The sequence below is a fragment of the Enterococcus sp. DIV0187 genome (genome assembly GCF_051713785.1).
Lineage (GTDB): Bacteria > Bacillota > Bacilli > Lactobacillales > Enterococcaceae > Enterococcus_A > Enterococcus_A avium.
Window position 1 is genome coordinate 2002652 of the sequence record NZ_JBIOQO010000001.1, and the last position, 23169, is coordinate 2025820.

Annotated in this window: 21 protein-coding genes; 6 read left to right on the top strand and 15 right to left on the bottom strand. The window is 39.8% G+C overall.

Translation table 11 applies throughout. From position 1 onward, the window contains the following. Window positions 1–36: 36 nt before the first annotated feature. From IGI52_RS09795 to tyrS, 4 genes are all read right to left on the bottom strand, one after another. On the bottom strand, window positions 37–1254 hold the full coding sequence (locus tag IGI52_RS09795; protein ID WP_102865985.1) for an IS110 family transposase: 1218 nt from the start codon (window positions 1252–1254) through the stop codon (window positions 37–39). Between the two features lie 257 nt (window positions 1255–1511). Continuing rightward, the gene (locus tag IGI52_RS09800) at window positions 1512–2402 is read right to left on the bottom strand and encodes a deoxyribonuclease IV (RefSeq protein WP_048720764.1); all 891 of its coding nucleotides are present in this window, start codon (window positions 2400–2402) and stop codon (window positions 1512–1514) included. Window positions 2403–2423: 21 nt separating this feature from the next. Beyond that, window positions 2424–3329 carry an AEC family transporter gene (locus IGI52_RS09805; protein ID WP_438781183.1) on the bottom strand — a complete coding sequence of 302 codons (906 nt, stop codon included), beginning with the start codon at window positions 3327–3329 and terminating at the stop codon, window positions 2424–2426. Window positions 3330–3422: 93 nt separating this feature from the next. Continuing rightward, window positions 3423–4685: a tyrosine--tRNA ligase gene (tyrS, locus tag IGI52_RS09810; protein WP_048720760.1), complete on the bottom strand. Its 1263-nt coding sequence runs from the start codon at window positions 4683–4685 to the stop codon at window positions 3423–3425. 331 nt (window positions 4686–5016) lie between these two features. Between tyrS and IGI52_RS09815 the strand changes: the two genes are divergently transcribed. The 4 genes from IGI52_RS09815 (at window position 5017) to IGI52_RS09830 (ending at window position 9107) form a co-directional block, all read left to right on the top strand. Then, window positions 5017–7389 carry a transglycosylase domain-containing protein gene (locus tag IGI52_RS09815; RefSeq protein WP_438781184.1) on the top strand — a complete coding sequence of 791 codons (2373 nt, stop codon included), beginning with the start codon at window positions 5017–5019 and terminating at the stop codon, window positions 7387–7389. A gap of 121 nt (window positions 7390–7510) precedes the next feature. Continuing rightward, window positions 7511–7732 (top strand): DUF2829 domain-containing protein, encoded by a 222-nt coding sequence (locus IGI52_RS09820; RefSeq protein ID WP_016181299.1) that lies wholly within the window; start codon window positions 7511–7513, stop codon window positions 7730–7732. Next, a complete protein-coding gene (locus IGI52_RS09825; protein WP_438781185.1) occupies window positions 7729–8481 on the top strand; it encodes a 3-oxoacyl-ACP reductase in 753 nt (250 codons plus the stop codon). Before IGI52_RS09820 ends, IGI52_RS09825 begins: the two co-directional genes overlap by 4 nt. Window positions 8482–8600: 119 nt before the next feature. Next, window positions 8601–9107 (top strand): QueT transporter family protein, encoded by a 507-nt coding sequence (locus IGI52_RS09830; protein ID WP_438781187.1) that lies wholly within the window; start codon window positions 8601–8603, stop codon window positions 9105–9107. Between the two features lie 31 nt (window positions 9108–9138). Here IGI52_RS09830 and treC read toward each other — a convergent pair whose 3' ends face one another. Further along, window positions 9139–10761, bottom strand: coding sequence for an alpha,alpha-phosphotrehalase (treC, locus tag IGI52_RS09835; protein WP_438781188.1), 1623 nt, complete (start codon window positions 10759–10761; stop codon window positions 9139–9141). 16 nt (window positions 10762–10777) lie between these two features. Beyond that, window positions 10778–12724, bottom strand: a complete 1947-nt coding sequence (gene treP, locus IGI52_RS09840; protein WP_034876808.1) for a PTS system trehalose-specific EIIBC component — start codon at window positions 12722–12724, stop codon at window positions 10778–10780. Window positions 12725–13096: 372 nt separating this feature from the next. On the opposite strand from treP, the gene treR reads away from it, so the two are divergent. Further along, entirely contained in the window at window positions 13097–13819 is a 723-nt protein-coding gene (gene treR / locus IGI52_RS09845; protein WP_016181294.1) for a trehalose operon repressor, read from the top strand. 49 nt (window positions 13820–13868) lie between these two features. Here the strand turns inward: treR and ccpA are convergent, their stop codons facing one another. Then, on the bottom strand, window positions 13869–14873 hold the full coding sequence (ccpA, locus tag IGI52_RS09850) for a catabolite control protein A (protein WP_016181293.1): 1005 nt from the start codon (window positions 14871–14873) through the stop codon (window positions 13869–13871). Between the two features lie 195 nt (window positions 14874–15068). On the opposite strand from ccpA, the gene IGI52_RS09855 reads away from it, so the two are divergent. Further along, the gene (locus IGI52_RS09855; protein WP_438781189.1) at window positions 15069–16169 is read left to right on the top strand and encodes a M24 family metallopeptidase; all 1101 of its coding nucleotides are present in this window, start codon (window positions 15069–15071) and stop codon (window positions 16167–16169) included. Between the two features lie 50 nt (window positions 16170–16219). Here IGI52_RS09855 and IGI52_RS09860 read toward each other — a convergent pair whose 3' ends face one another. The 8 genes from IGI52_RS09860 to hprK all read right to left on the bottom strand — a co-directional run bounded on the left by IGI52_RS09860 (window position 16220) and on the right by hprK (window position 22926). Beyond that, window positions 16220–16702, bottom strand: coding sequence for a helix-turn-helix domain-containing protein (locus tag IGI52_RS09860; protein ID WP_016181291.1), 483 nt, complete (start codon window positions 16700–16702; stop codon window positions 16220–16222). A 506-nt stretch (window positions 16703–17208) separates the two neighbouring features. Then, entirely contained in the window at window positions 17209–17775 is a 567-nt protein-coding gene (locus tag IGI52_RS09865) for a YtxH domain-containing protein (protein WP_016181290.1), read from the bottom strand. 4 nt (window positions 17776–17779) lie between these two features. After that, window positions 17780–18217 (bottom strand): DUF948 domain-containing protein, encoded by a 438-nt coding sequence (locus IGI52_RS09870; protein ID WP_438781190.1) that lies wholly within the window; start codon window positions 18215–18217, stop codon window positions 17780–17782. Between the two features lie 118 nt (window positions 18218–18335). Then, window positions 18336–18896: a TetR/AcrR family transcriptional regulator gene (locus IGI52_RS09875; RefSeq protein WP_176674766.1), complete on the bottom strand. Its 561-nt coding sequence runs from the start codon at window positions 18894–18896 to the stop codon at window positions 18336–18338. A 167-nt stretch (window positions 18897–19063) separates the two neighbouring features. Then, a complete protein-coding gene (gene galU / locus IGI52_RS09880; RefSeq protein ID WP_207487164.1) occupies window positions 19064–19957 on the bottom strand; it encodes a UTP--glucose-1-phosphate uridylyltransferase GalU in 894 nt (297 codons plus the stop codon). A gap of 19 nt (window positions 19958–19976) precedes the next feature. Further along, a complete protein-coding gene (locus IGI52_RS09885; protein WP_048720626.1) occupies window positions 19977–20996 on the bottom strand; it encodes an NAD(P)H-dependent glycerol-3-phosphate dehydrogenase in 1020 nt (339 codons plus the stop codon). Between the two features lie 162 nt (window positions 20997–21158). Beyond that, window positions 21159–21989, bottom strand: a complete 831-nt coding sequence (gene lgt, locus IGI52_RS09890; RefSeq protein WP_438781192.1) for a prolipoprotein diacylglyceryl transferase — start codon at window positions 21987–21989, stop codon at window positions 21159–21161. 1 nt (window position 21990) lies between these two features. Continuing rightward, window positions 21991–22926: an HPr(Ser) kinase/phosphatase gene (hprK, locus tag IGI52_RS09895; RefSeq protein ID WP_016181284.1), complete on the bottom strand. Its 936-nt coding sequence runs from the start codon at window positions 22924–22926 to the stop codon at window positions 21991–21993. Window positions 22927–23169: the final 243 nt, after the last annotated feature.

Consider the following 23169-nt stretch of genomic DNA (forward strand, 5'->3'; position numbering starts at 1 on the left):
TTAAAGGAGGGAAAATCGTGGTATAATTACCCTATATTAATGGTCCGTTGAGACCGTGTACGAGTAATCGTACTTTGTCCCATTCCTAATCATGGCATGGAGACACTTTAGCAGCTTGTTCATACAAGCTACGATGGCAACCTTTTCTTTTTTCGGGAGGGGTTGCTTTTTTAATTTGTAATAGTAATCGACAATGTGATTTGGAGCAGCGTGTTGTGCTTTTATCATATTCTTGACAATAAAAAAGAGAATTTTTCGACCCTTTGGATTTCCACGTTTATTGATGTGGTCTTGTGCTAAATAGTTTCCAGATTGATAGCGCCTTATGTCAATACCAATATAAGCGTTGGCCTTTCTGGGATCAGAAAACCGTCGAAGGTCTCCTAGCTCACCAATGAACTGGGCAGCACTGAGTTCACCAATGCCAGGAAAACTAGCGATCACTGAAAATTCTTCCAACTGTTTGGCTGTTTCAATCATTTGGTTCGCTAAGCGTTCTTTCTGATTTAAAAGAGCTTGGAGCTGCTCCGCATAATAGCGTGTTTTTGCGACGGGTATCGCCGTTTCAGAAACAGCTGGATAGGAATCTTTGGCATAAGCAATCAGTTCATCTGCTTTGTTTCTTGCACGATTCTCTGAGATTTTCTTTGCGGTAGAGGCCATTAGACGATTTTTAATGATTGTCCTAGATTGTTTCAGTACGAATGATGGATGAGGGTATTGAGCGATCATCGTCAACCCATATGGCGTAAGCCTGTTAGACAAGACTTGTTCCAGTTCAGGAAAGGTTAGTTGGATGGCGTTGTGCAAATGCATGCGCATACGTCCGATTTCATCCATGATTTCTTGATAGAATCTTGAAAGGTCTCTAAGTTCTTTATAGAGAGGTTCAGCTGAAACAGACTTCGTCCTTGAATTATTCCAATGAGTTTGTGCTAATCGATGCGCATCCCGTTTATCGGTCTTCCATTTTCTCAAAGATTCCTTTTCCATCTGTTGTTTGGCTTGAAGTGGATTTAAAACATAATAAATCAACTGATTCTTTTGACAAAAAGTTTCTACTGGTCGAGAGTAAATACCTGTCGATTCAAAGACAATTTCCGGCACTTCAGGTAAATTCTTAATAAGAGCATGTAATTCTTGAAAACCGCTTTTGGTATGCGTGATTTCACCTTCATAAAGACACGTCATTTCTTGATACATCACATAAAAACTTTTTCCTTTTGAAACATCTAGTGCGACAATCGTTGCCATACAAATCCTTCTTTCTGTTTTAGAAAGTTCTTCACTACTCATTCCGATTCCAATTTCCTATACACGGGCTCGAAGCCCCAACATACTTAAACCTGATTCAAGAATGTAAGTGAAGAAGCTCGTTTTTAAATGCGGGCTTATACGCCGCCCATGAGGTTATGTCCGAGCTTTCTCTCACTTCTCACTATAATCCAAAAAGAAAAGATAGAGGGACGAATCAGCCGTCACTGATTCGTCCCTCTAATCTTAGTATGTTTTTATTGCGCTTGAATTTTTGCTAATAAATCTGGATCGAACTGTTGCGATTTCAACATAGCGATCTCGAAACCATACGGTGGTTTTTGGTTCTTTTTGTCTTCTCCCACATAAGGTGTTTCCAAGATTTTTGGTAAGTCTTTCAACTTTTCATGATGAACAATGGTATTCAAGGTGTCAAAGCCAATTGTACCAAAACCAATATTTGCATGACGATCCTTATGAGAGCCCATTGGATTTTTCGAATCATTCACATGAACGACTTTTAAACGTTCCAAACCGATCACACGATCAAATTCCTCTAATACGCCATCAAAATCTTCTTTGACATTGTATCCTGCATCATTTGTATGACAGGTATCAAAAGTCACTGAAAGCTTTTCATTTAATGAGACCCCATCAATGATATAAGCCAACTCTTCAAAAGTTTTACCTAACTCCGTTCCTTTGCCAGCCATTGTCTCTAAAGCAATTTGAGCTCGCTGATTTTTAGTCAGTACTTCATTTAGTCCTTTAATGATTTGATCTAAGCCAGCTTTTTCTCCTGCACCAACGTGAGCTCCTGGATGTAACGTAATCTGCATCGCTCCCAGTGCTTCTGCTCGCATAATTTCATCGCGTAAAAATTGTACTGCAAAAGGAAACATCTCAGGCTTTTTGGTATTTCCAAGGTTAATGATATACGGCGCATGCATGACAATGTTCGACAAGCCATGCTCCTTCATAAATTCTTCTCCAGCTGGAATATTCATCTCATCAACTGGCTTGCGGCGAGTATTTTGCGGTGCACCGCTATAAATCATAAATGTTGATGCTTCATAGCTAGCTGCCTCTTGTGCCGCCCCTAGTAGCATTTCTTTTCCCTTCATACTTACATGAGAACCAATTAACATAAAAACCTCCAAATTTTCTATTTATAGGAATATCAACAAACTCGTCATTAACGGCAAACTGATCAAGAAACTAAGCGAAGAAGTGAACCCCACCACTTCTGCACGCATTCCTGCAGCTACACTGTTGATCACGCCAAATGTCGGAATCGGTCCGACTGAAACAAGACATAAAACAATTTTGATCATTGCCGGAAACGGTAACAGCATAAAAAAAGCCACCAGCAATAGGCCCGCACCATATTTGATTGCTAACACACGTCCAACTAATGCTAAATCCTTTTTCGGCAAACGAAGTTCCAAAAACAAGCCTATCATAAACATCGACAAAAATGTATTGGCATCAGCAATTGGCTGCGCAATTTGAAAAAATGCTTCTGGTAAATCAAGCTCTAGAATTCGCAAGGACAGCATGATCAAGTAACAAAGAAACGGCACCGATCGAAACAATCTTCCGAGAACTTTTTTTACGCTCGGACGTTCTTCATCGCTGCCACTGATGCCTTCGATTACTACATTCGAGCCGCCAGCCAGCATAACACTATTGCCAATATCAAAAAAGGATAGAATCGGAATCGCCTGCGGTATAAAGCTCTGGACAAAGGGGATCGCGAAATTTCCAATATTGTAGCCAGAAACACCGTACATCAAAAATTCTCGCTCTACCTGTTCTTGTTTTCTCGATAAGAAGTGACCGATTAGAATCATAACCAGATTTAATACTAAACCAGCAACAATTAGCAATAGTAACTGGTTTTTTACTGCCAAATATTGCAGATTCACAATGATCGCAGCCGGCAGTGTGACGTTGACGACAATCTTTGAGATCATCGAGCCATCTGCCTTCATTAATAGGTTCAAGCGTTTCGTTAGATAGCCTATCAAGATAATAACAAATAATCCTAACGAGTTTAATAAAATTGCTCCCACATGCTCACCTTTCCTAACCTCTAAAACGTTTACCCATCACTACATAGAAAAAGGATTGCTCCAAAATTGGTACAATCCCTTTCCTAATCACAACTAAAATTGCAAAACAAAATATTTTTTCTTCCCGCGACGTACAACAATGTACTCATCAGCTAATTTATCTTGATCACTTAATGTGTAGGCTACATCTTGTACGCGATCGCCATTGATATAAATCGCACCATTGTTAATATCTTCGCGAGCTTGGCGTTTAGACGCTTCGATGCCTGCTGTTATAAGAATCTCAACTAAGTTCAAGTCATCGCCTGCTTGAACTTGATAATTGGGTACATTTTTGAAGCCTTGTTTGATTTCTGCTGCATTTAAGTTTTTCACATCACCGCTGAATAACGCTTCAGAAATGTGCACCGCTTGATTGTATGCTTCTTCTCCGTGAACTAAAACAGTCACTTCTTTGGCTAGGGCCTTTTGAGCTGCTCGTTGTTCTGGAGCTGCAGTAAATTCCTTTTCGATCGCGTCAATTTCTTCTAAACTCAAGAAGGTAAAGTATTTCAAAAATTTTACGGCATCACGGTCATCTGTATTTATCCAGAATTGGTAGAACTCATATGGAGAGGTCTTCTCTGCGTCTAACCAAACCGCATTTCCTTCTGTTTTACCAAATTTTGTGCCATCTGCTTTTGTAATCAAAGGCATCGTCATACCAAATGCTTGCTTGCCTTCTTCTCGACGGATCAATTCGATCCCAGAAGTAATGTTGCCCCATTGATCACTACCACCTAATTGTAGCAGGCAACCGTAACGTTTATTCAATTCATAGAAGTCGTAGGCCTGTAGTAGCTGGTAAGCGAACTCTGTGTATGAAATTCCAGATTCGATCCGGCGTTTGACACTTTCTTTGCTCATCATGTAATTGATCGTAAAGTTCTTACCAACATCACGTAAAAAGTCGATCAGCTTCAACTCGCCTAACCATTCATAGTTATTAGCAACGATTGCTGGATTCTCTTTATTCTCGAAGTCAATGATCCCCGAAAGCTGATTTTTAATACTTTGCGACCAGCTTTGAACGGTATCTAAGGTGTTTAATTGGCGCTCTGCATCTTTAAATGAAGGGTCTCCGATCATTCCGGTACCGCCGCCAACTAGAGCAATGGGTACGTGTCCGTTTTGTTGGAAACGTCGCAACGTTAAAATCGGTAATAAATGACCAATATGCAGACTGTCTGCTGTTGGATCAAAGCCAATATATAGTTTAACAGACTCTTCGTTTAATTGTTTTTCTAGGGCTGCTTCATCTGTTACTTGAAAAATTAAGCCACGGGCTTTTAGTTCTTGAAAAAAGTCTGAATGCATGTTTTTTCCTCCTAATTATTTTTGATGCGCTAACTAACCGTTAGGCATATACTCATTACGCATATCATTTCTAAATGACTTATACTTTCCCATATTAACCGAAATAACAGGGAAATAAAAGCCATTCGTCAGATTTCTTCGAAGTTCTAGATCAAGAAAAAAGAGTCCTTAGTAAAAAGAAAGCCGGACAATATAATCATGTTTGTTTTGTTTTACTTAACAATTAGTTGAAGTTTTGATTACAAACATTGCATCCGCTTGTTAATAGAAGTAAAACTTTGCTATAATTCAACAGATAATTAAAATGATAGAATCTAATGAGGTGGACTTTTTGGCTCACAAGAAAAAAGTAAATAAGCAACCGAAGAAGAGCAGCAAAAGCAAATCAAGAACAAGTCTTGGAGGGCCTTTTGCATTAAATGTCTCTTTGCGAGTAGTCAAGTCATTGCTGCTTGGCTTAGTTGTTGTGCTCTTTTTAGGCGGCATGCTCGTCGTCGGAATCGGTGCTGGGTATTTTGCCCATCTTGTAGAAGGAACACCGACACCTACAAAATCGGAAATGAAGCAAAAAGTCGGCGATATCGCAGAGTCATCAAAATTGCTTTATGCAGATGATCGCGAATTAGCAACGATCCAAGCTGATCCAATTCGTGAAAAAATCAATTCTGACGAGATTTCTCCATGGGTGAAAAAAGCTCTGGTCGCAACTGAAGATGAAAACTTCTATGAACATCGTGGTGTCGTCCCAAAAGCTGTGGTACGTGCTCTTTTGGGAGAAGTTGTAGGCTTTGGTGCTGGATCAGGTGGTTCTACTCTGACACAGCAATTGATCAAACAACAGGTTTTAACTAATGAGACTTCTTTTAAACGGAAAGCAAATGAGATCGTCTTAGCGTTAGATTTGGAAAAATATTTAAGTAAAGATGAAATTTTGACAGCCTACTTGAATGTCTCACCTTTTGGTCGTAATAACAAGGGACAAAATATTGCCGGCGTTGAAGAAGCCGCGATTGGAATCTTTGGGGTTCATGCAAAAGACTTGAATCTGCCGCAATCTGCTTTTATTGCAGGTCTGCCGCAAAGTCCGATTGTATACAGTCCTTACACGAATACTGGCGATCTGAAGCAAGATTATTCCCTTGGGATGAATCGAAAAGATGATGTATTGTTCAATATGTACCGTGAACAGATGATCTCTAAAAAGGAATATGAAGATGCAAAAAAATATGACCTTTCAAAAGACTTCCAAGGACGTCAAGATGTAGAGGTTCAACAACACGGATTCTTATATTACACCGTCTATAACGAAGCCATCAGCATTGTGGCAAAACAGCAGGCCAAAGAAGATGGGGTCAGCGATGCTGATTATAATAAAGACGATGTTCGCAATCGTTATGTCGAGCAAGCCAAAGTTAAAATGCAAAATCAAGGACTGGTTGTAAAATCAACGATTGATAAAAATATTTATGACGCAATGCAATTAGGAGTCGCTGAATACGGCCAATACTTAGACGATGGTTCAGGGGCTACTGTTGAACCGGGAACGGTTATGATGGATAACAGCACAGGTAGAATATATGGTTTTGTCGGCAGTCGTGATTACAATACAAACCAAAATAATCACGCTTTTGACACTGCACGACAAGCAGGCTCTTCAATCAAGCCCGTATTGGTTTACGGTCCTGCGATCGACCAAGGATTACTAGGAAGCGCGTCACGTATTGCCGATTACCCAATGAAATATCAGCATGGCGACGATGCTGGTAAGGAATTGAAGAATGCCGAAAACAAAGGTTCTAAGACCTTCCAGACTACGCGAGAAGCACTTGTCGAATCAACTAATATTACTGCCTATCATGTATATCAAGACTTATTAACGAATAAAGGCTCTGACCAGTTTGCTTATGACAATTATCTGAAAAAAATGAACTATCCAACTTCTAATGACTGGGGTGTTGAAGCCGCACCATTAGGAACAACAAACGTTTCAACTTTAACAGAAGTCAACGGCTTCCAAACCTTGGCGAATAATGGCGTTTATCAGCAAGGCTACTTGATTGACTCTATTACTGACAGCACCGGCAAGGAAATCTATAAGCACAAGGACAATCCCGTTCAAGTCTATTCAAAAGCAACCGCATCGATTATGAATGATATGATGCGCAGTGTAATCAATGAACAACACACCACTCCTTTCAAATCCATCTTAAGTGGAGTAAACTATCCATTAAGTACTGCAGATTGGGTTGGTAAAACTGGTACCACAGATAATTATGCCGATAACTGGCTGATTGTCTCCACACCGACTATTACGTTAGGAACATGGACCGGTCGTGATGACAACAAACCAATGAATGATGGCGCGGGAAATCGGACAGCGACCTATATGGCCTATCTTGCCGCGAGAATTTATCAAGTCAACCCGACGATTTTCGGTGAAGACGAGAAATTTGAATTGTCTGATGATGTGAAGCAAATTAAAGTTTCTGACTTCACTGGTCTAAAGCCTGGAAAAGTCAGTCATAATGGAACAAATTACCAAGTTCCTAGTGGCGAAACTACTTCCCTTTGGGCAAAAGATGGTCCAGCAGATAATGCCTATGAATTTGGGATTGGCGGAAATGACGAAGATTACAAGGCCTATTGGAATACTCGTAACAAAGTCAACGCCAAGAACAAGGATGATACAGAAACAGATGATTAATATTTCTAAGACCTCTCTTTTTTCGGAGAGGTCTTTTTCTCTCCTCTTAAACTTCTTGTGACGTTACTGGCTTTTTGGTATTCTACCAAAAGAAAGAACTTTTTGAATGGAGGAACAACAATTGACGTTTGAAGAAATATTACCTGAATTGAAAAAAGGCGCAAAAATTATTCGTGAAGGCTGGGGCGGTTTCGAGTTATATGTCACATTAGTTGAAGGTGAAGTGTTTGATGGTGCACCAGTGACGCCTTACTTTTTGATTAAAACGGCTGATGAAGGCTTTTCAAGCTTTGCTCCGACAGTATGTGATATTCTTGCAGAAGACTGGAAAATCGTCGAATGATGACCTTTAATTTTACTGATAAAACTGTTTTCGTCACTGGCGCAGCCTCAGGCATCGGTACTACTCAAGCGCAAGCTTTTTTAAAGGCTGGTGCTCGCGTCTTTGCTTTTGATCAGCAAGAATTGAATTTATCAGCAATTCAAAAATGTTATCCCAATCATTTTGCCTATTGCCTCGGGGATGTTCGAGATAAAGATAGCTTGAAAGCAGCCATCGAAACATGTCACGGAATTTTTGGCAAGGTCGATATCTTGTTGAATACTGCTGGAGTATTGGATGATTATTTGCCCTTGGCTAATACGGAGGATGACCTTTGGGAAAAGATTTTAGATACCAATCTAAAAAGCATGTTTATATTGACCAAGCTATTATTACCTGAGCTACTGGAAAATCGAGGAACGGTGATTAACATGGCTTCGATTGCCGGATTGGTAGCTGGCGGAGGTGGTATTGCTTACACCACTAGCAAGCATGCCATTGTCGGCTTCACTAAACAGCTTGCATTAGATTACGCTGCTGAAGGACTCCATGTCAACGCCCTTGCACCTGGTGCGATTCAGACACCCATGAATCAAGCAGACTTTGCTGGCGATGGACAAATGGCTAAGTGGGTAGCTGAAGAAACACCTGTTAAACGTTGGGCCAAGCCTGAGGAAGTAGCCTATGCCACCTTGTTCCTAGCTAGTGAAGAAACACGCTACATGCAAGGAAATATTTTACCAATTGACGGCGGCTGGCTATTAAAATAGCTTGCATTTTTTATAAAATCCTCTAAGATAAGTGATAGCGAGAAATTCGCACTGCGGCACTTCAATCCTTTGGTCGCAGTTATTAACGAGACAATGTCTTGTAAAGGAGAATGATAAAAATGCATCTTGAAAAAAGTGCCGCACAACGCTGGACGACTGCGGATACGGCTAAAATGGCCGTTGTGACAGGATTGTATGTCGCTGTCACGATTGTTTTATCTGTCATAAGCTTTGGCGCAATCCAATTTCGTTTGGCAGAAATGTTCAATTTTTTACCCCTCTTCAACAAACGCTATACGATCGCAGTAACTTTAGGCGTAGCGATCGCCAACCTGGCTTCCCCGCTTGGGATTGTCGATGTGCTCTTCGGCAGTATCTCTACATTGATCGTTTTACTGATCTGTCGAGCTGTCACCAAAAGAATCACCAGCCTTAAGAAAAAAATGATCGTTACCACGTTGATTTTTGCCTTTTCCATGTTTACGGTCGCAGGTCAATTGACCTTCTTTTATCAAGCACCGTTTTTCTTCAATTGGTTAATTATCGGGTTAGGCGAATTGCTTTCAATGTCTTTATGCGGTATATTGATTTACTTAGTGAATAAACGAATTGATTTGACGAAATAAAACGCGTGAGCAGATTTGCTCACGCGTTTTTTTAATGATAGATGGCGATTGTTTGATACGGTTTCAGTGTGATTACTTCTTCAACAGCTTCCGTCTCATAATTATCAATCAATATGTTTCCAGTCAAAAATTCTTCTGGTATATTGATCGTAGTTTCCGTTGGGAAAAAGTTATTAAGCACCAGCAGTGAATGTTCTTCTAGGCGGCGTACAAAACCGTAAATTTGCGGATGCTCAGGTAAAAAAGCCTCGTAGCTGCCTTTTGCAATCACTGGATAGTCTTTTCTCAACTTGATCAATTGTTGATAGTAGGTAAAAATCGAACCTTCTTGCAGTTCTTTTGCTACATTAATTTCATCAGCAGATTTCCCTAATCCTAACCACGGATCAGTCTTTGAAAAACCACCGTATTCACTGCTATCCCACTGCATCGGTGTACGAGAATTATCACGAGACTTAGCTTTGACGATCTCGAAGGCTTCTTGTTCGGACTTGCCAGCAATCAACAGCTCTTGATAAGCATTCAAACTTTCTACATCAACATATTGTTCCATCATATCAAAATCTGGATCAAGCATCCCGATTTCTTCTCCCATGTAAATATAAGGCGTTCCTCGATTTAAATGAATCGAACTAGCGAGCATTTTAGCTCCTGCTACTCGATAGTTATCCACATCGATGAAACGATTTAGCGCACGAGGCTGATCGTGATTATTCCAAAAAAGTGCGTTCCAGCCATTCCCCTCACTCATTTGCGTTCCCCATGTATGAAACAATTCTTTCAGTTGCGCAAAATCAAACGGCATTTGCGTCCATTTTTTTCCATCTTTATAATCCACTTTTAAATGGTGGAAATTGAAAGTCATATTTAATTCTTCACGCTCAGGATTTGTATATAAGATACAATCTTCCACTGTAGTAAAACTCATTTCACCAACTGTGACAATCTCGGCATCCTCACCATAGGTCGCTTGATTCATCATACGAATGAATTCATGGGCAATTGGACGATCAGTATAAGCTGGTTTGCCGTCATTTTCTGGACAATCAATCAACACTTCGTCTTTACCAATAACATTGATTACATCAAAGCGGAAGCCTTTAATGCCTTTATCCATCCAAAAACGCAGAACTTCAAACAGCTCTTCACGAACTTCTGGGTTTCGCCAATTCAAATCAGCTTGGGTAACATCATATAAATGCAGATAATACTTCCCCGTATCACCAAAGGGCGCCCAAGCATTTCCGCCGAATTTAGAAACCCAATCAGTTGGTTTGTCTCTTAAGATAAAGTAATCTTGGTATTTCTGATCACCGGCTAATGCTTTTTGAAACCATTCATGCTCAATAGAAACATGATTGAAGACCATATCCAGCATGATTTCGATACCATTATCTTTGGCGGTTGCCATCAGGCTTTCAAAATCATCCATTGTTCCAAACATTGGATTGATCGCTGTATAATCAGCGACATCATAGCCATTGTCATTTTGCGGGCTCGGATAGATTGGACTTAGCCAAACCATATCAACACCCAGACGCTTTAAGTATGGCAATTTTTTTTCAATTCCCGGCAGATCCCCTACTCCATCTTGATTGGTATCCAAAAATGATTTGGGATAAATCTGGTAAATTACCTTCTCTTTAAAACTCATGTCGCCCTCCAGCTTTCTATAATTCTGTTGCGGTTAAGATTTTTTCATTACTTGTGACTGCTGCTTCTTCCAACAAAGGATCCACTTGAAAATCGGTCGAATTTGTCACAATGATTGGTGTTTGCACTTCATACCCTTCCTCTTTGATCGCCTCCACATCAAATTCCATCAAGAGCTGACCCTTTTTGACGCTGTCACCCTGCTTCACATGACTGGTAAAGTATTTTCCATCCAGCTGTACTGTATCGATTCCGATGTGGATCAACACTTCAGTACCTTCTGTACTGACTAATCCGATTGCATGCTTCGTTGGGAATAGTAAGCTGATTTGACCATCAAATGGCGCATATAGTTTGCCTTCGCTAGGATCAATCACAACGCCTTGTCCCATCATCCCCTCAGCAAAAACAGGATCTTTGGCACTGCTTAATGGGTGCAGCATACCAGCAATTGGAGCAAATAATTCAACGACAGCCCCAGCTTTTTTAGTTGTCTCGCTGCCTAAAGTCGGTACATTGCCTTCTTCCACACGATCGATTTTATTAAATAGACCGATGCGTCGGAAAGTCAAGGTCAGCAAGAATGGAACGGCGATCGCAATCACCATACCGATGGCAAAGATTGGATAATCCTGTGGACGAATTGCTAGAATCCCTGGCAATCCGCCGACTCCGATCGATAGCGCTCGTACTTTGAAAAGTGTAACGAACAATCCAGCGATTCCACTGCCGATCATAGCTGCAATAAATGGATAAGTATATTTCAGATTGATCCCGAACATTGCTGGTTCAGTTACACCTAACCAAGCTGAAATAACCGATGGAATCGATACTTGTTCTTCTTTTTTGTTGCCGCGATGAGCAAATACTATTGCTAAAACAGCGGCTCCTTGAGCAATATTTGATAAACAAATCATTGGCCAAAGATTCGTTGAACCAAAGTCGGCAATCAGCTGTGAATCAATCGCCAAAGTGGTATGATGCAAACCTGTGATGACCAGAGGCGAATAAAGTGCTCCAAAAATACCACCGAATAACCAGCTGAAGCTAGAAGTCAATCCTGCATTCACGACAGCGGAAATAGCCGTCCCGATTTTCCAACCGATTGGACCTAAAATAATATGTGCAGCTAAAATCGTTGGAATCAATGAGAAAAATGGCACAAAAATCATCGAGACTGCTTCTGGTATATGCTTGCGGAAGAAGCGCTCCAGATAAACTAATAAGAAACCTGCCAGCATCGCTGGAATAACCTGCGCCTGGTAACCAATTTTATCGACTGTAAAAAAGCCGAAATCCCATGTCCAGTTCTTAGCAATTTCTGCAGCAGTCGTTCCGTTCACTGCATATGCGTTTAACAATTGTGGAGAAACCAGTGTAATCCCAAGCACAATTCCAAGGATTTCCGTAGCCCCCATCTTACGAGCGATACTCCAGGTAATACCAACTGGTAAGAAATGGAAGATTGCTTCACCAGGGAGCCATAAGAAACCATTAACACCACTCCAAAAAGTTGAAGCTTCAACAATCGTTTGACCATCTAGCCAACCCATCGGTACAGCTTCTAGAATATTACGAAATCCTAAAATCAAACCGCCGACAATAATTGCTGGTAATAACGGTGTAAAAATTTCTGCTAAAACAGTAATGGCGCGTTGAACTGGATTCTGATTTTGTTTTGCTGCTGATTTGGCTGCTTCTTTCGATACTCCTTCAATTCCAGATATTTTAACGAACTCGTTATAAAATACGGCGACATCATTTCCGATAATCACTTGAAATTGACCGGCATTGGTAAACATTCCTTTAACACTAGGTATTTCTTCAATTTTAGCTTCATCGGCCTTTTTTGGATCATTTAAGACAAACCGCATTCGTGTAGCACAGTGGGTGACCGCGGAAATATTCTTTTTTCCGCCAATTGCTGCCAGCAGGTCCTTTGAATCCTTTTCATATTTTCCCATCATTTTTCCCTCCGAATAATTTTAACTTGTATGGATAAGTTCAGCTGATAAGTTAACTATAAAAGGTTTTTGCTTTTTTGTAAATCGCTTACATCTTAATGGAATTTTGCTTTATGAGAAAATACTCATTAAAAAAAGAGTTAGCTAAGTTTAAACATAGAATATCGGTATTGCAACTACAAACAGGTTTGGATGTTACCAAACAAGTTAGCTATAAAATAAAAATTTACTCATTTTAATTTTGTTAAAGCAGCAGAAAGCGTTTTACATTCTAAATCTTTATTCGTATAATAAAAATACCTATACGGACAAGTTAACAAATGATCGTTCATCAAAATACAAAATTAGTTTCTTATATAGAAGGAGGACACGATGAAAAACTATGAAGTAATTTATCAGGCGATTGAGCGAGGAATTCTAAAGGGTGTGTATGAAGCAGGAGATTTCCTACCCAGCGAGAACAAACTACGGCAAAGCTATCATGTCTCTCGTGACACGATACGCAAAGCCTTATCTCTTTTAATGGCTAACGGTTATATTCAGAAAATCCAAGGCAAGGGGTCACTTGTCTTGAAACGGGAGCAATTGCGATTTCCTGTATCAGGTCTGACCAGCTACAAAGAATTGCAGAATTCTTATGGCTATGAAAGTAGTACCGAAGTTGTTAGTCTTAAAAAAATTGTGATTGATGATAAAACAGCCCATGTGACAGGCTTTGAAGCAGGCGCCGTTTGTTGGAAATTGATCCGTACGCGTGCCATTGATCAAAAGAAAGTAATCCTCGACAAGGACATACTTCTGACGACTATCGTACCAGAATTAGATACTGAAATTGCAAAAGATTCAATTTATCGCTATTTTGAAAACCAACTTGGATTGACTATTTCTTTCGCTGAAAAAGAAATTACGATTGATGCATTGACTGATGAAGATCGTGAACTGCTTGATCTCAATCAGCATGACATCAATATCGTTTCAGTAAAGAGCCGCGTTTTTACCAGCGATGCCCGCCAGTTCCAATATACTGAAAGTCGTCATCAAGTGGATAAATTTCGTTTCTTTGATTTTGCTCGACGTCATCCTTCGACGATGTAGAATACTTACAAAAAAAGCTGCGCCTAAATCGGCACAGCTTTTTTTAAAATTATTCTTTTGTTGAACCCTTTTCGAAGATACCATGTGGCAATTCGATCGTTTTTTGTTCAATCTCTTCTTTGTTCATCATTTTTGTTAATAGACGCATTGCGACAGCACCGATATCATACAACGGTTGTGTTACACTGCTTAGGCGTGGACGAGCTACTTCTGTCAGTAATGAGTCATTGCTTGTAATGATTTCAAAGTCTTCAGGAACTTTCACGCCTTTGTCGATTAAACCATCCAATAAACCAATCGCTAATTCATCATCGGTTACATAAGCGGCTGTTGCTCCACTATTTAAGATGCGTTCAGTCAATGCTAAACCTTCTTTAAAGTTGTAAGGTGCTTCAAAGATTAAGCCTTCGTTATAGTCTAAACCATTTTCAGCTAATGCTTCTTTGTAGCCGCCCATACGAGCTTGTCCATTGATGGCATCAATTAAGGCGCCACTAATGAAGGCAATCTTCTTATTGCCATGTTTTGCTAATAAGTCGATTGATTCTTTCGTTGCTGCTTTGTAGTCGATGTTTACACTGCCGACTTGTTCATCTGGATCGATTGAACCAGCTAAAACGATCGGTGTTTTTGAACGTGAGAATTCCGCACGGATTTCATCAGTGATTCGATGACCCATGAAAATCACTCCGTCAACTTGTTTTGCTAATAAGTTGTTCAGCACATTTACTTCTTTTTGAGCTTCGCCGTCTGAGTTAGCTAAAATAATATTGTACTTGTACATTGTTGCAATATCGTCGATTCCCCGTGCTAATGACGCGAAAAACATATTGCTGACATCCGGAATGATTACACCGACTGTCGTTGTTTTCTTACTTGCTAGTCCTCGTGCGACAGCGTTTGGACGATAATCGAGACGCTCAATAACTTCTAACACCTTTTTACGTGTTGTTGGTTTCACATTGGGGTTGCCGTTGACCACACGAGAAACGGTCGCCATTGAAACATTAGCTTCGCGGGCAACATCATAAATCGTAATTGTTTGCTTTTCCATGGATATGCTCCTTTAAAATTGTTTTCAGAAAATATCATTTACATTTCTAAAAGATAATAGCACGTTGTTTCATTGATTGCAACCGTTTTACACATTTTTTCTCAAAATTTTGTAAGCGTTTTATAAGAATCGTTTTCCAATAAAATTTATCAGTGTTACAATAATAATAATGCTGAAAGAAAGAAGGAAGTTTTAATGAACCAAGAAAAAGTTTCAGAATTACGAAATTGGATGCAAAAAAACAATGTCGATCTAGCCTATATTTCTGACGCCAGCCATATCGGCTACTTCTCAGGCTTTGACAGCAATCCGATGGAACGTGTATTAGCGTTATTCATTCCACTTGAAAAAGACCCTTTTCTATTTGCACCCGGTCTTGAAGTAGAAGATGCTAAAGCCAGCAGCTTCGAATATGATGTTGTGGGCTACTTAGACAACCAAGACCCGTTCTCTATCATCGTGGATGAAATCAAAAAACGTTACGGTTCTCCTAAAAAAATTGCGTTAGAAAAAAATCAATTAGTTCTAGACCGCTACCTGCGATTAAGCGAAGCGTTCCCAGCTGCTGATTTTTCAGCTGACTTGACTCCGCTAGTTCAAGAATTGCAATTATATAAGACCGAAGAGGAATGCCAACAGTTGATTGAAGCTGGCTCAACTGCGGATCTTGCTTTTGAAATTGGCTTCAGACACGTAAAACCAGGTATTACTGAAGAAGAGATCGTGGCAGAAATCGAATATGAATTGAAGAAAAAAGGCATCAAACAAATGTCCTTCCCAACCGAAGTACTCGCTGGACCAAACGCTGCTAGTCCTCATGGCACACCAGGGAAAAATACGTGTAAAGAAAACGAATTGGTCTTGTTTGATTTAGGGACGATCGTTAACGGTTACTGCAGTGATGCGACAAGAACTGTTGCCTGCGGAAAACCAACCGATCATCAAAAGGATATTTATAATATTGTCCTAGAGGCTCAACTAAGTGCACAAGAAGCGGTAAAACCGGGTATTACTTGTGGCGAACTTGATAAAATCGCACGTGATGTCATTGAAAGCCATGGTTATGGAGAATACTTCAATCATCGCCTAGGTCATGGAATCGGAACAACGATCCATGAATTTCCACAAATTGTAGGCGGTAATGATTTAGTGGTTAAAGAGGGTATGTGCTTCTCAATTGAACCAGGCATCTATTTACCAGATGATGTAGGCGTTCGAATCGAAGACTGCATCTATGTGACAAAAGACGGATGCATTCCATTTACTAAGACATCAAAAGAGTTGATTATCTTATAGAAAAAAGCGAGTGATCCTTATCTATCTTAATTGATAAGGATCACTTTTTTTTAATTATCCCTTACTCCTTCACGATCGCCAAAAAAGTAATAACTGGTAATCAAGTATGCCGCTACAATCATTGCTAAAAACAAATAGAAGACATTGTCCTTAAGCGAATGCAAATACCATAGTATAAAGGATAACAGCACTGGCATCACAGCAAAACGAATCCAAGGCTGCCTCCAGTATCGACGTATCGTAACCCATAAAAAGCGCAATGGTAAAAAAGCAATACCAAATAAAAATAACCCCACAAACCACTGAATTTTCTTCATAACATGTTCCTCCTCATTTTCTTTTGAAGAAGACTCCTGCACTAATTGAACGGCCAAAATTTTTTCCAAACTTTTTTTTGAAAGCGCATCTGGTTCACTTTTTCCTAGCTCCCATTTTGAAATCGTTTGTCTTGTAACATAAAGTTGATCCGCCAATTGCTGTTGGGTCATCTTCAATTCTTCTCTTTTTGAACGAATAATTTTTCCTATTTCCAATTTTCGTTACTCCTCTATTATTCTTTGATGTAACTTGAGATTACAGCAACAACAGGCGTTGCGCACGCAACACTTTTAAAATGAGTCTATTTCTTGAAAGATTTTCTTAAGCAAACCGATTTTTCTGCATAAAAAAGGCTTCACGAACTCGCTCAGCTTTTGAGCACCAGGTAGGTACTGTTCCACATCAGCTCTGCAAGTAGTCGCTGTGTGTCTCAGCAATAAGACCAAAATATTTCTAAATTGCCAAGAAACACAGTGATCGAAGAGAACTGATGTTGATTGGTACCTACCTGGTGCTTCTCAAATTTAGAAATATTTTTGCTTATTGCCGAAATGTTAGTTCTGCTTAACGGAGTTTAGCAGTAACTGTATGCGTAGCTTGCGTAGAAAAGCTAGTTCGTGAAGTCGGACATGAATACACCTGCTGTAAAGCGATTTATTCATGAGAAACTTTTATACTTTCCGCATAAAAAAATAGCCCTCAAAGCTGAGGACTAGATTTTTTATTCTGGATTATTTTTTTCGACTTCTTCTTTTAATTCTTCTTTGACTTCCTCGAAAGCCGGTTTTTCTTCATTTACTTCTTTGGCTTTATCTGCTAACTCATCGGCGCCTTCAGTAACGGTTTCCTTCGCCTCTTCTTTTGTCTCCTTAACATCGATCACGATATCCTCTGAAGCATCTTCTGCAACATCTTTGGCATCGCCGGCTGCTTTACGGAAACGATCAGATAAATCAGAGCTTTGGCGTTTCAAATCTTCTAACGTATCAGAAGTAATATCATCCATGTCATCCATCGAATCACTTACTTTACTCTTCACGTTTGAAGCTAAGTCATTGGCTTGATCGCCCAAATCAGAAGCACGTTCTTTTACAATAGATCCCACTTCACTGGTTTTTGATACAAAATCATCGGTATAATCTGAAGCTAAGTCTAACCACTCATCTGTCTTCTTCGCTAAATCTTCACGCATCTCTTTGCCCGATTTTGGTGCTAATAGCAATGCTACTACAGCTGCTGCTGTTCCACCAATTAAGGCTCCTGCAAAAAATCTTCCACGTTTAGTCATGTTGTTATCCCTCCGTTTTCGTTGTTGTCTTACGATCTCTAAAGAATCTCATCGTTGTCGCGCCAACTTTTCCTGCGACACCCGCCTTTGCCGCATTCTTTCCGACACCGCCAACTTTTCCAGCAAGATTTCGACTCGTCGTATTTAAATCAGAAACACTCTGACTCAAATCAGCCACCGCCGTAAACAATGGATCAATCGTTTCTACTTTCCCATTAATATCATTCAGCAAGTGATTTCCTTTAACTAGTAATCCTTCCACCTGCTGCATGAGTAAATCAACATCTTTTGTAAGAACATCGATTGTTGTATTCGCCTCAGTTACTGTTGTCTCAACCTTTTCAACTGTTTTTGAAACCTGACTCAAGACACGCACTAAAAAGATGACCAACACAACAAATGCGAGTGCCGCAATAATTGCCGCAATACCGCCTAAACTCATTCAATCGCTCCTCTCATTTTTCACTCATTATGCTAACTTAAATTATACCATTCCCAAAGAAATTAATGAAAGAGAAAGAATTGTAATAAACTCTAATAAAAAAAATATCTCAACGAATTCATTGAGATACCTTCATAAAATTTTGCAGGATACCACTGTAAATAATCTCTAAATCACTAATCAAATCCGACTCATCAAAACTGCTGTCAGCGAAGCTATCTGCGTGGCCGCGGAAATAATTCGTTAAAACACGTTCAACTTGAAGAACCTCTTGATCAGTCAGGTCGCATTCTAGAAAAATTCGTTCAAATGCCGCTCTTAGGAAAAAAGAAATGTTTTCTTCATAAAAGTCTATGTAATCTTTTTCATAAAAAACAATATAAAAAGCATTGTTTTTTTTCGCATAAGCAGCCCAAGTTTTACCTAATTCGATAAATGCATAAAGATTTGCTCTGCCAAGTAAGGAATCCACTAACTCCTCACGAAATTCCTCCATTGCTCTTTTGACCACCGCTTGACGCAATTCAGTAATACTCCCAGTATGCGTATACAGTGAAGGGGACTTGACCTCTAGACGTTCAGCAATTTTATTTAGTCTCAAGCCGTGAAGGCCAGATTCATGAACCAAGCTCATTGCGCAATCAATCACGATTTCTCTCGTTAAGCGGGAATTTTTCATTCATTTTCCTCTTTGTATTTAGTTATTTTCAAGAGATATTATATAACAAAAAGACTAATTTTTTCTATTAGTAATAGTGATGATTGGCATTTAAAAAACTAATAATTTATTTTTTTAAAATAACTATCAATATAAAAAGCGCAGTTTCAAAACTGCGCTTTAGGAAATTATTTTTTCACTTTGTTTTGTCCGCTTAATTCTTTGCCTAGGGCGATGATGTAATCATGTAATTTGTCCTTGATTTCAGGATGCTTCAAGCCATATTCAATACTCGTTGTCATGAAGCCAAATTTATCACCAACATCGAATCGTTTTCCGTTGAACTCATGAGCAAATACGCGTTGTGTGCGATTCAACGTATCAATTGCATCTGTTAATTGTATCTCATTACCCGCGCCTGGCTTTTGCGATGCCAACACTTCAAAAATTTCCGGTGTCAGCAAGTAACGGCCAATGATTGCCAGATTACTTGGTGCTTCTTCTGGTTTTGGTTTTTCTACAAAGTTTTTTACATTGAATAATCCTTTAGAAACTTCTTCGCCTGGATTAATAATTCCATATTTTGACGTTTCTTTTTCAGGTACGCGCATCACTGCGATTGTTGATGCGTGCGTTTGCTCGTAATCGTTCATCAATTGTTTCGTCAACGGCACACGATCTTCCATTAAATCATCACCTAACATGACAACAAATGGTTCATTGCCGACAAATGCCCGCGCCTGTAAAACTGCATGACCTAGTCCTTTAGGGTGTGACTGACGGATAAAGTGCAGATTCACATCAGTTGTTTCTTCAACCAACTTCAACAAATCGGTTTTACCTTTTTCCTGTAAATTCATTTCTAATTCAATATTTGCATCAAAATGATCCTCAATTGGTCGTTTTGCTTTGCCAGTTACGATCAAAATATCTTCAATCCCAGATTTCAGCGCTTCTTCAACGATGAATTGAATTGTTGGTTTATCGACGATAGGCAACATTTCTTTAGCCATTGCTTTTGTAGCTGGCAAAAATCTTGTTCCCAACCCTGCGGCTGGAATAACTGCTTTTTTTACTCGCATAAATCTTATCCCACTCTTTCTATTCTAAAGTAAATTCATTTTCAAACGTACCTTCACGCATCATCAAGTCTCGACAAGCCTGACGTACGTCTTTGTCATTGTATAAAACATCATAAATCGTTTCTGTAATCGGCATGCTGACATCCATACTATCAGCTAGCTCTTTAGCAGCTTTCGTCGTTGAAACACCTTCGACGATCATGCCCATATTATCTAGAACTTCATCTAGCTTATGGCCTTTTCCTAATAGATTCCCAGCGCGCCAGTTACGTGAGTGAACGGAAGTACAGGTTACGATCAAATCACCAACACCGCTCAAACCGATGAACGTTAATGGATTCGCACCCATTTTAACGCCTAAACGACTGATTTCCGCTAATCCCCGAGTCATAATCGCTGCTTTAGCATCATCCCCATAAGAAAGCCCCGCCAAAGCTCCGGCTCCCAAAGCAATGATATTCTTTAATGCCGCGCCCATTTCAACACCAATCACATCTGGATTCGTATAAATCCTAAGATATTCGTTCATGAACAGCTTTTGTACATACCCTGCTAATTTTTCGTCTTTACAGGCAGCAGTGATGGTAGTGATATCGTGAACCGCTACTTCTTCTGCATGGCTTGGTCCAGATAAAACGACGACTCCTTGGCGATGCGCTTCTGGGATCTCCTCGATTAAAACTTCAGAGATTCGTTTATGCGTGTCTTGTTCAAGCCCTTTACTAGCATGAATAATCACAGGTTTGTTCTCTGCCACTTGAGCAAATTCCTGAGCGACTGAACGGATCGCTTTTGTTGGAACTACGAAAAGAACAGCATCCGCGTCCTTCACAGCATCCTTAAGATTTTTCTCACCTTTGATGCTTTCAGGAATTTTTAAATCCGGTAAATAATGGCGGTTCGTATGGTAAGTATTGATTTCATCAATCTGTGCCGCATGGTTCCCCCAAAGTCTTACTTCGTGTCCATTTTCGGCTAATACTTGTGCCAACGCCGTTCCCCAAGATCCTGGGCCTAAAACTGCAACTTTTTGTTTCAAAGAAATTTCCTCCTAGTTCATAATAGCGCATTCGATTGTAAATAGAAGATAGCTAACAAGATAACAATTTTCTAAATACTTCATCGAATTGATAACATAGTAAATAATTTATTTCGTAAGAAAGTTCTTTTTACTATCATAGCATAAACTGATAATAGGTTCTCATATCAAGGCTTGATTAGTTCCTTGATCACGTTCATATAACTTGATGTCTGTTCGTTTTTTTCGTCGATAATATAATAGAGCGATTCCTCCAACAAAAAGAACCAGTGATAATACTTGAGAGACGCGAAGTCCCCCAAAGAAATAGAGACTGTCTGTTCGCATTCCTTCGACAAAGAAACGACCAAAGCTGTACCATGTCACATAGCCTAAGAACAATTCTCCACGTTTAACCGCGACTTTTTTCCTAATAATCAAAATTAGGATAAGTCCTAATAGGCTCCACATTGATTCATAGAAAAAGGTAGGTTGACGAAAAGCGCCGTCAATATACATATTGTTAATAATAAACTGCGGCAAATATAGACTCTCTAAAAATTGACGCGTTGTTTCTCCGCCATAAGCCTCATGATTCGTGAAATTCCCCCAACGACCCATCGCTTGCCCCAGCATTACACCTGGCGCAACTACATCTAAAAACAGCCATGGATCAATAAAATTATGGCGAGTATATACAATCAATACGATGACTGCTGCAATCAATCCACCATAGATAGCTAGACCACCGCTTCGTGTATTGAAGATTTGGATTGGATCAGCAAGATAGGGTTCTAAATCAAACAAGATGTAATACAAGCGAGCACCGATAATCGCGATCGGCAGTGCCCATAAAATAAAATTCGTCATATCATCTTCCTTTAGCCCGACTCTTACTGCTTCACGATTAGACATCCATAGAGCAAGTGCAATTCCAGAGACGATGATGATCGCGTACCAATAAATTTGAAGACCAAACAATTCAAAGGCCACACGATTTATTTGAGCAACCATCTTACTGCCCAGAATTTTCTTCGATTAATTGGGTCAAACGATCTTCAAAGGTCTTCGTTGCATCGTAGCCCATAGTACGCGCACGGAAATTCATTGCCGCAACTTCAATAATAATCGCGACATTTCGGCCCGTCTTCACAGGAATCTTCACTTGCGGAATTTTTACTTCTGCGATTTCTACTTCTGTATTTCCGCTGCCTAAGCGGTCATATTTTTTATCTTTGGACCAGCTTTCTAGGTAAACGGCTAATTGAACAGGCATTGATCCCCGAACAGCACTAGCCCCAAATAGATTCATCACGTCGATGATTCCGATTCCACGAATTTCGATTAAATGCTGTAAAATTCTTGGTGGTTCACCAACTAATGTCAGTTCATCCTGCTGGTAGACATCGACACGATCATCTGCGATCAGACGATGGCCGCGTTTAACTAATTCCAATGCGGTTTCACTTTTACCGATACCGCTATCCCCTTGGATCAGCACACCTAATCCATAAACGTCGACTAATACCCCATGAACACTCGTCCGAGGCGCTAAGCCGCCGTTTAAAAAGCTTGAAATCTCCCCTAACAAACGTGAGGTTGAGATTGGTGAACTCAATACTGGAATATTTCGTTCGCTAGCCGCTTCAATCATTTCCTTTGGCGGAGTCAATCCACGAGAAACGATGAAAGCAGGGGTATCATCGCTACACATCCGACGCAACACCATCAAACGTTCTTCTGGCATCATCCGTTCTGCGAAGGTAATTTCTTTATTTCCAAAAAGTTGTAAACGATCATGCGAATAATAATTAAAATAGCCGGTCAATTCTAACCCGGGACGTGAAATATCGCCAGTGGTGATGACCCGTTCAAGACTTTCTTCATCTCCAGTTACTACTTCCAACGAAAGCTTATCAACTAGTTCTTTTACTTTTACTGTTTCAGCCATATAATCCCTCTTTTCTACACTTCCGCTCTATTTTATCATTTTATCCATGGAGTGACTAGGTAGAGACAACTTTCCAAGAAAGAATAAAAAAAGGCCTTACAAATATTTTGTAAAGCCACGATTTAGGTGCTGTTCTCCTAAAAGAATCAGATTTTTTATAGTATACTTATCTGCAAAATAGCATATTGGTTAACAGCTAGCTCACTTTTAAGGAATTATTTTTCCAAAAAAAGGATAGGTAAA

What these genes read in the sequence shown, in the direction of transcription:
- IGI52_RS09795 (WP_102865985.1), bottom strand. Translation starts at nt 1,254, where the DNA reads ATGGCAACGATTGTCGCACTAGATGTTTCAAAAGGAAAAAGTTTTTAT.
- IGI52_RS09800 (WP_048720764.1), bottom strand. Translation starts at nt 2,402, where the DNA reads ATGTTAATTGGTTCTCATGTAAGTATGAAGGGAAAAGAAATGCTACTA.
- tyrS (WP_048720760.1), bottom strand. Translation starts at nt 4,685, where the DNA reads ATGCATTCAGACTTTTTTCAAGAACTAAAAGCCCGTGGCTTAATTTTT.
- IGI52_RS09825 (WP_438781185.1), top strand. Translation starts at nt 7,729, where the DNA reads ATGATGACCTTTAATTTTACTGATAAAACTGTTTTCGTCACTGGCGCA.
- IGI52_RS09830 (WP_438781187.1), top strand. Translation starts at nt 8,601, where the DNA reads ATGCATCTTGAAAAAAGTGCCGCACAACGCTGGACGACTGCGGATACG.
- treC (WP_438781188.1), bottom strand. Translation starts at nt 10,761, where the DNA reads ATGAGTTTTAAAGAGAAGGTAATTTACCAGATTTATCCCAAATCATTT.
- treP (WP_034876808.1), bottom strand. Translation starts at nt 12,724, where the DNA reads ATGGGAAAATATGAAAAGGATTCAAAGGACCTGCTGGCAGCAATTGGC.
- treR (WP_016181294.1), top strand. Translation starts at nt 13,097, where the DNA reads ATGAAAAACTATGAAGTAATTTATCAGGCGATTGAGCGAGGAATTCTA.
- ccpA (WP_016181293.1), bottom strand. Translation starts at nt 14,873, where the DNA reads ATGGAAAAGCAAACAATTACGATTTATGATGTTGCCCGCGAAGCTAAT.
- IGI52_RS09855 (WP_438781189.1), top strand. Translation starts at nt 15,069, where the DNA reads ATGAACCAAGAAAAAGTTTCAGAATTACGAAATTGGATGCAAAAAAAC.
- IGI52_RS09865 (WP_016181290.1), bottom strand. Translation starts at nt 17,775, where the DNA reads ATGACTAAACGTGGAAGATTTTTTGCAGGAGCCTTAATTGGTGGAACA.
- IGI52_RS09870 (WP_438781190.1), bottom strand. Translation starts at nt 18,217, where the DNA reads ATGAGTTTAGGCGGTATTGCGGCAATTATTGCGGCACTCGCATTTGTT.
- IGI52_RS09875 (WP_176674766.1), bottom strand. Translation starts at nt 18,896, where the DNA reads ATGAAAAATTCCCGCTTAACGAGAGAAATCGTGATTGATTGCGCAATG.
- galU (WP_207487164.1), bottom strand. Translation starts at nt 19,957, where the DNA reads ATGCGAGTAAAAAAAGCAGTTATTCCAGCCGCAGGGTTGGGAACAAGA.
- lgt (WP_438781192.1), bottom strand. Translation starts at nt 21,989, where the DNA reads ATGGTTGCTCAAATAAATCGTGTGGCCTTTGAATTGTTTGGTCTTCAA.
- hprK (WP_016181284.1), bottom strand. Translation starts at nt 22,926, where the DNA reads ATGGCTGAAACAGTAAAAGTAAAAGAACTAGTTGATAAGCTTTCGTTG.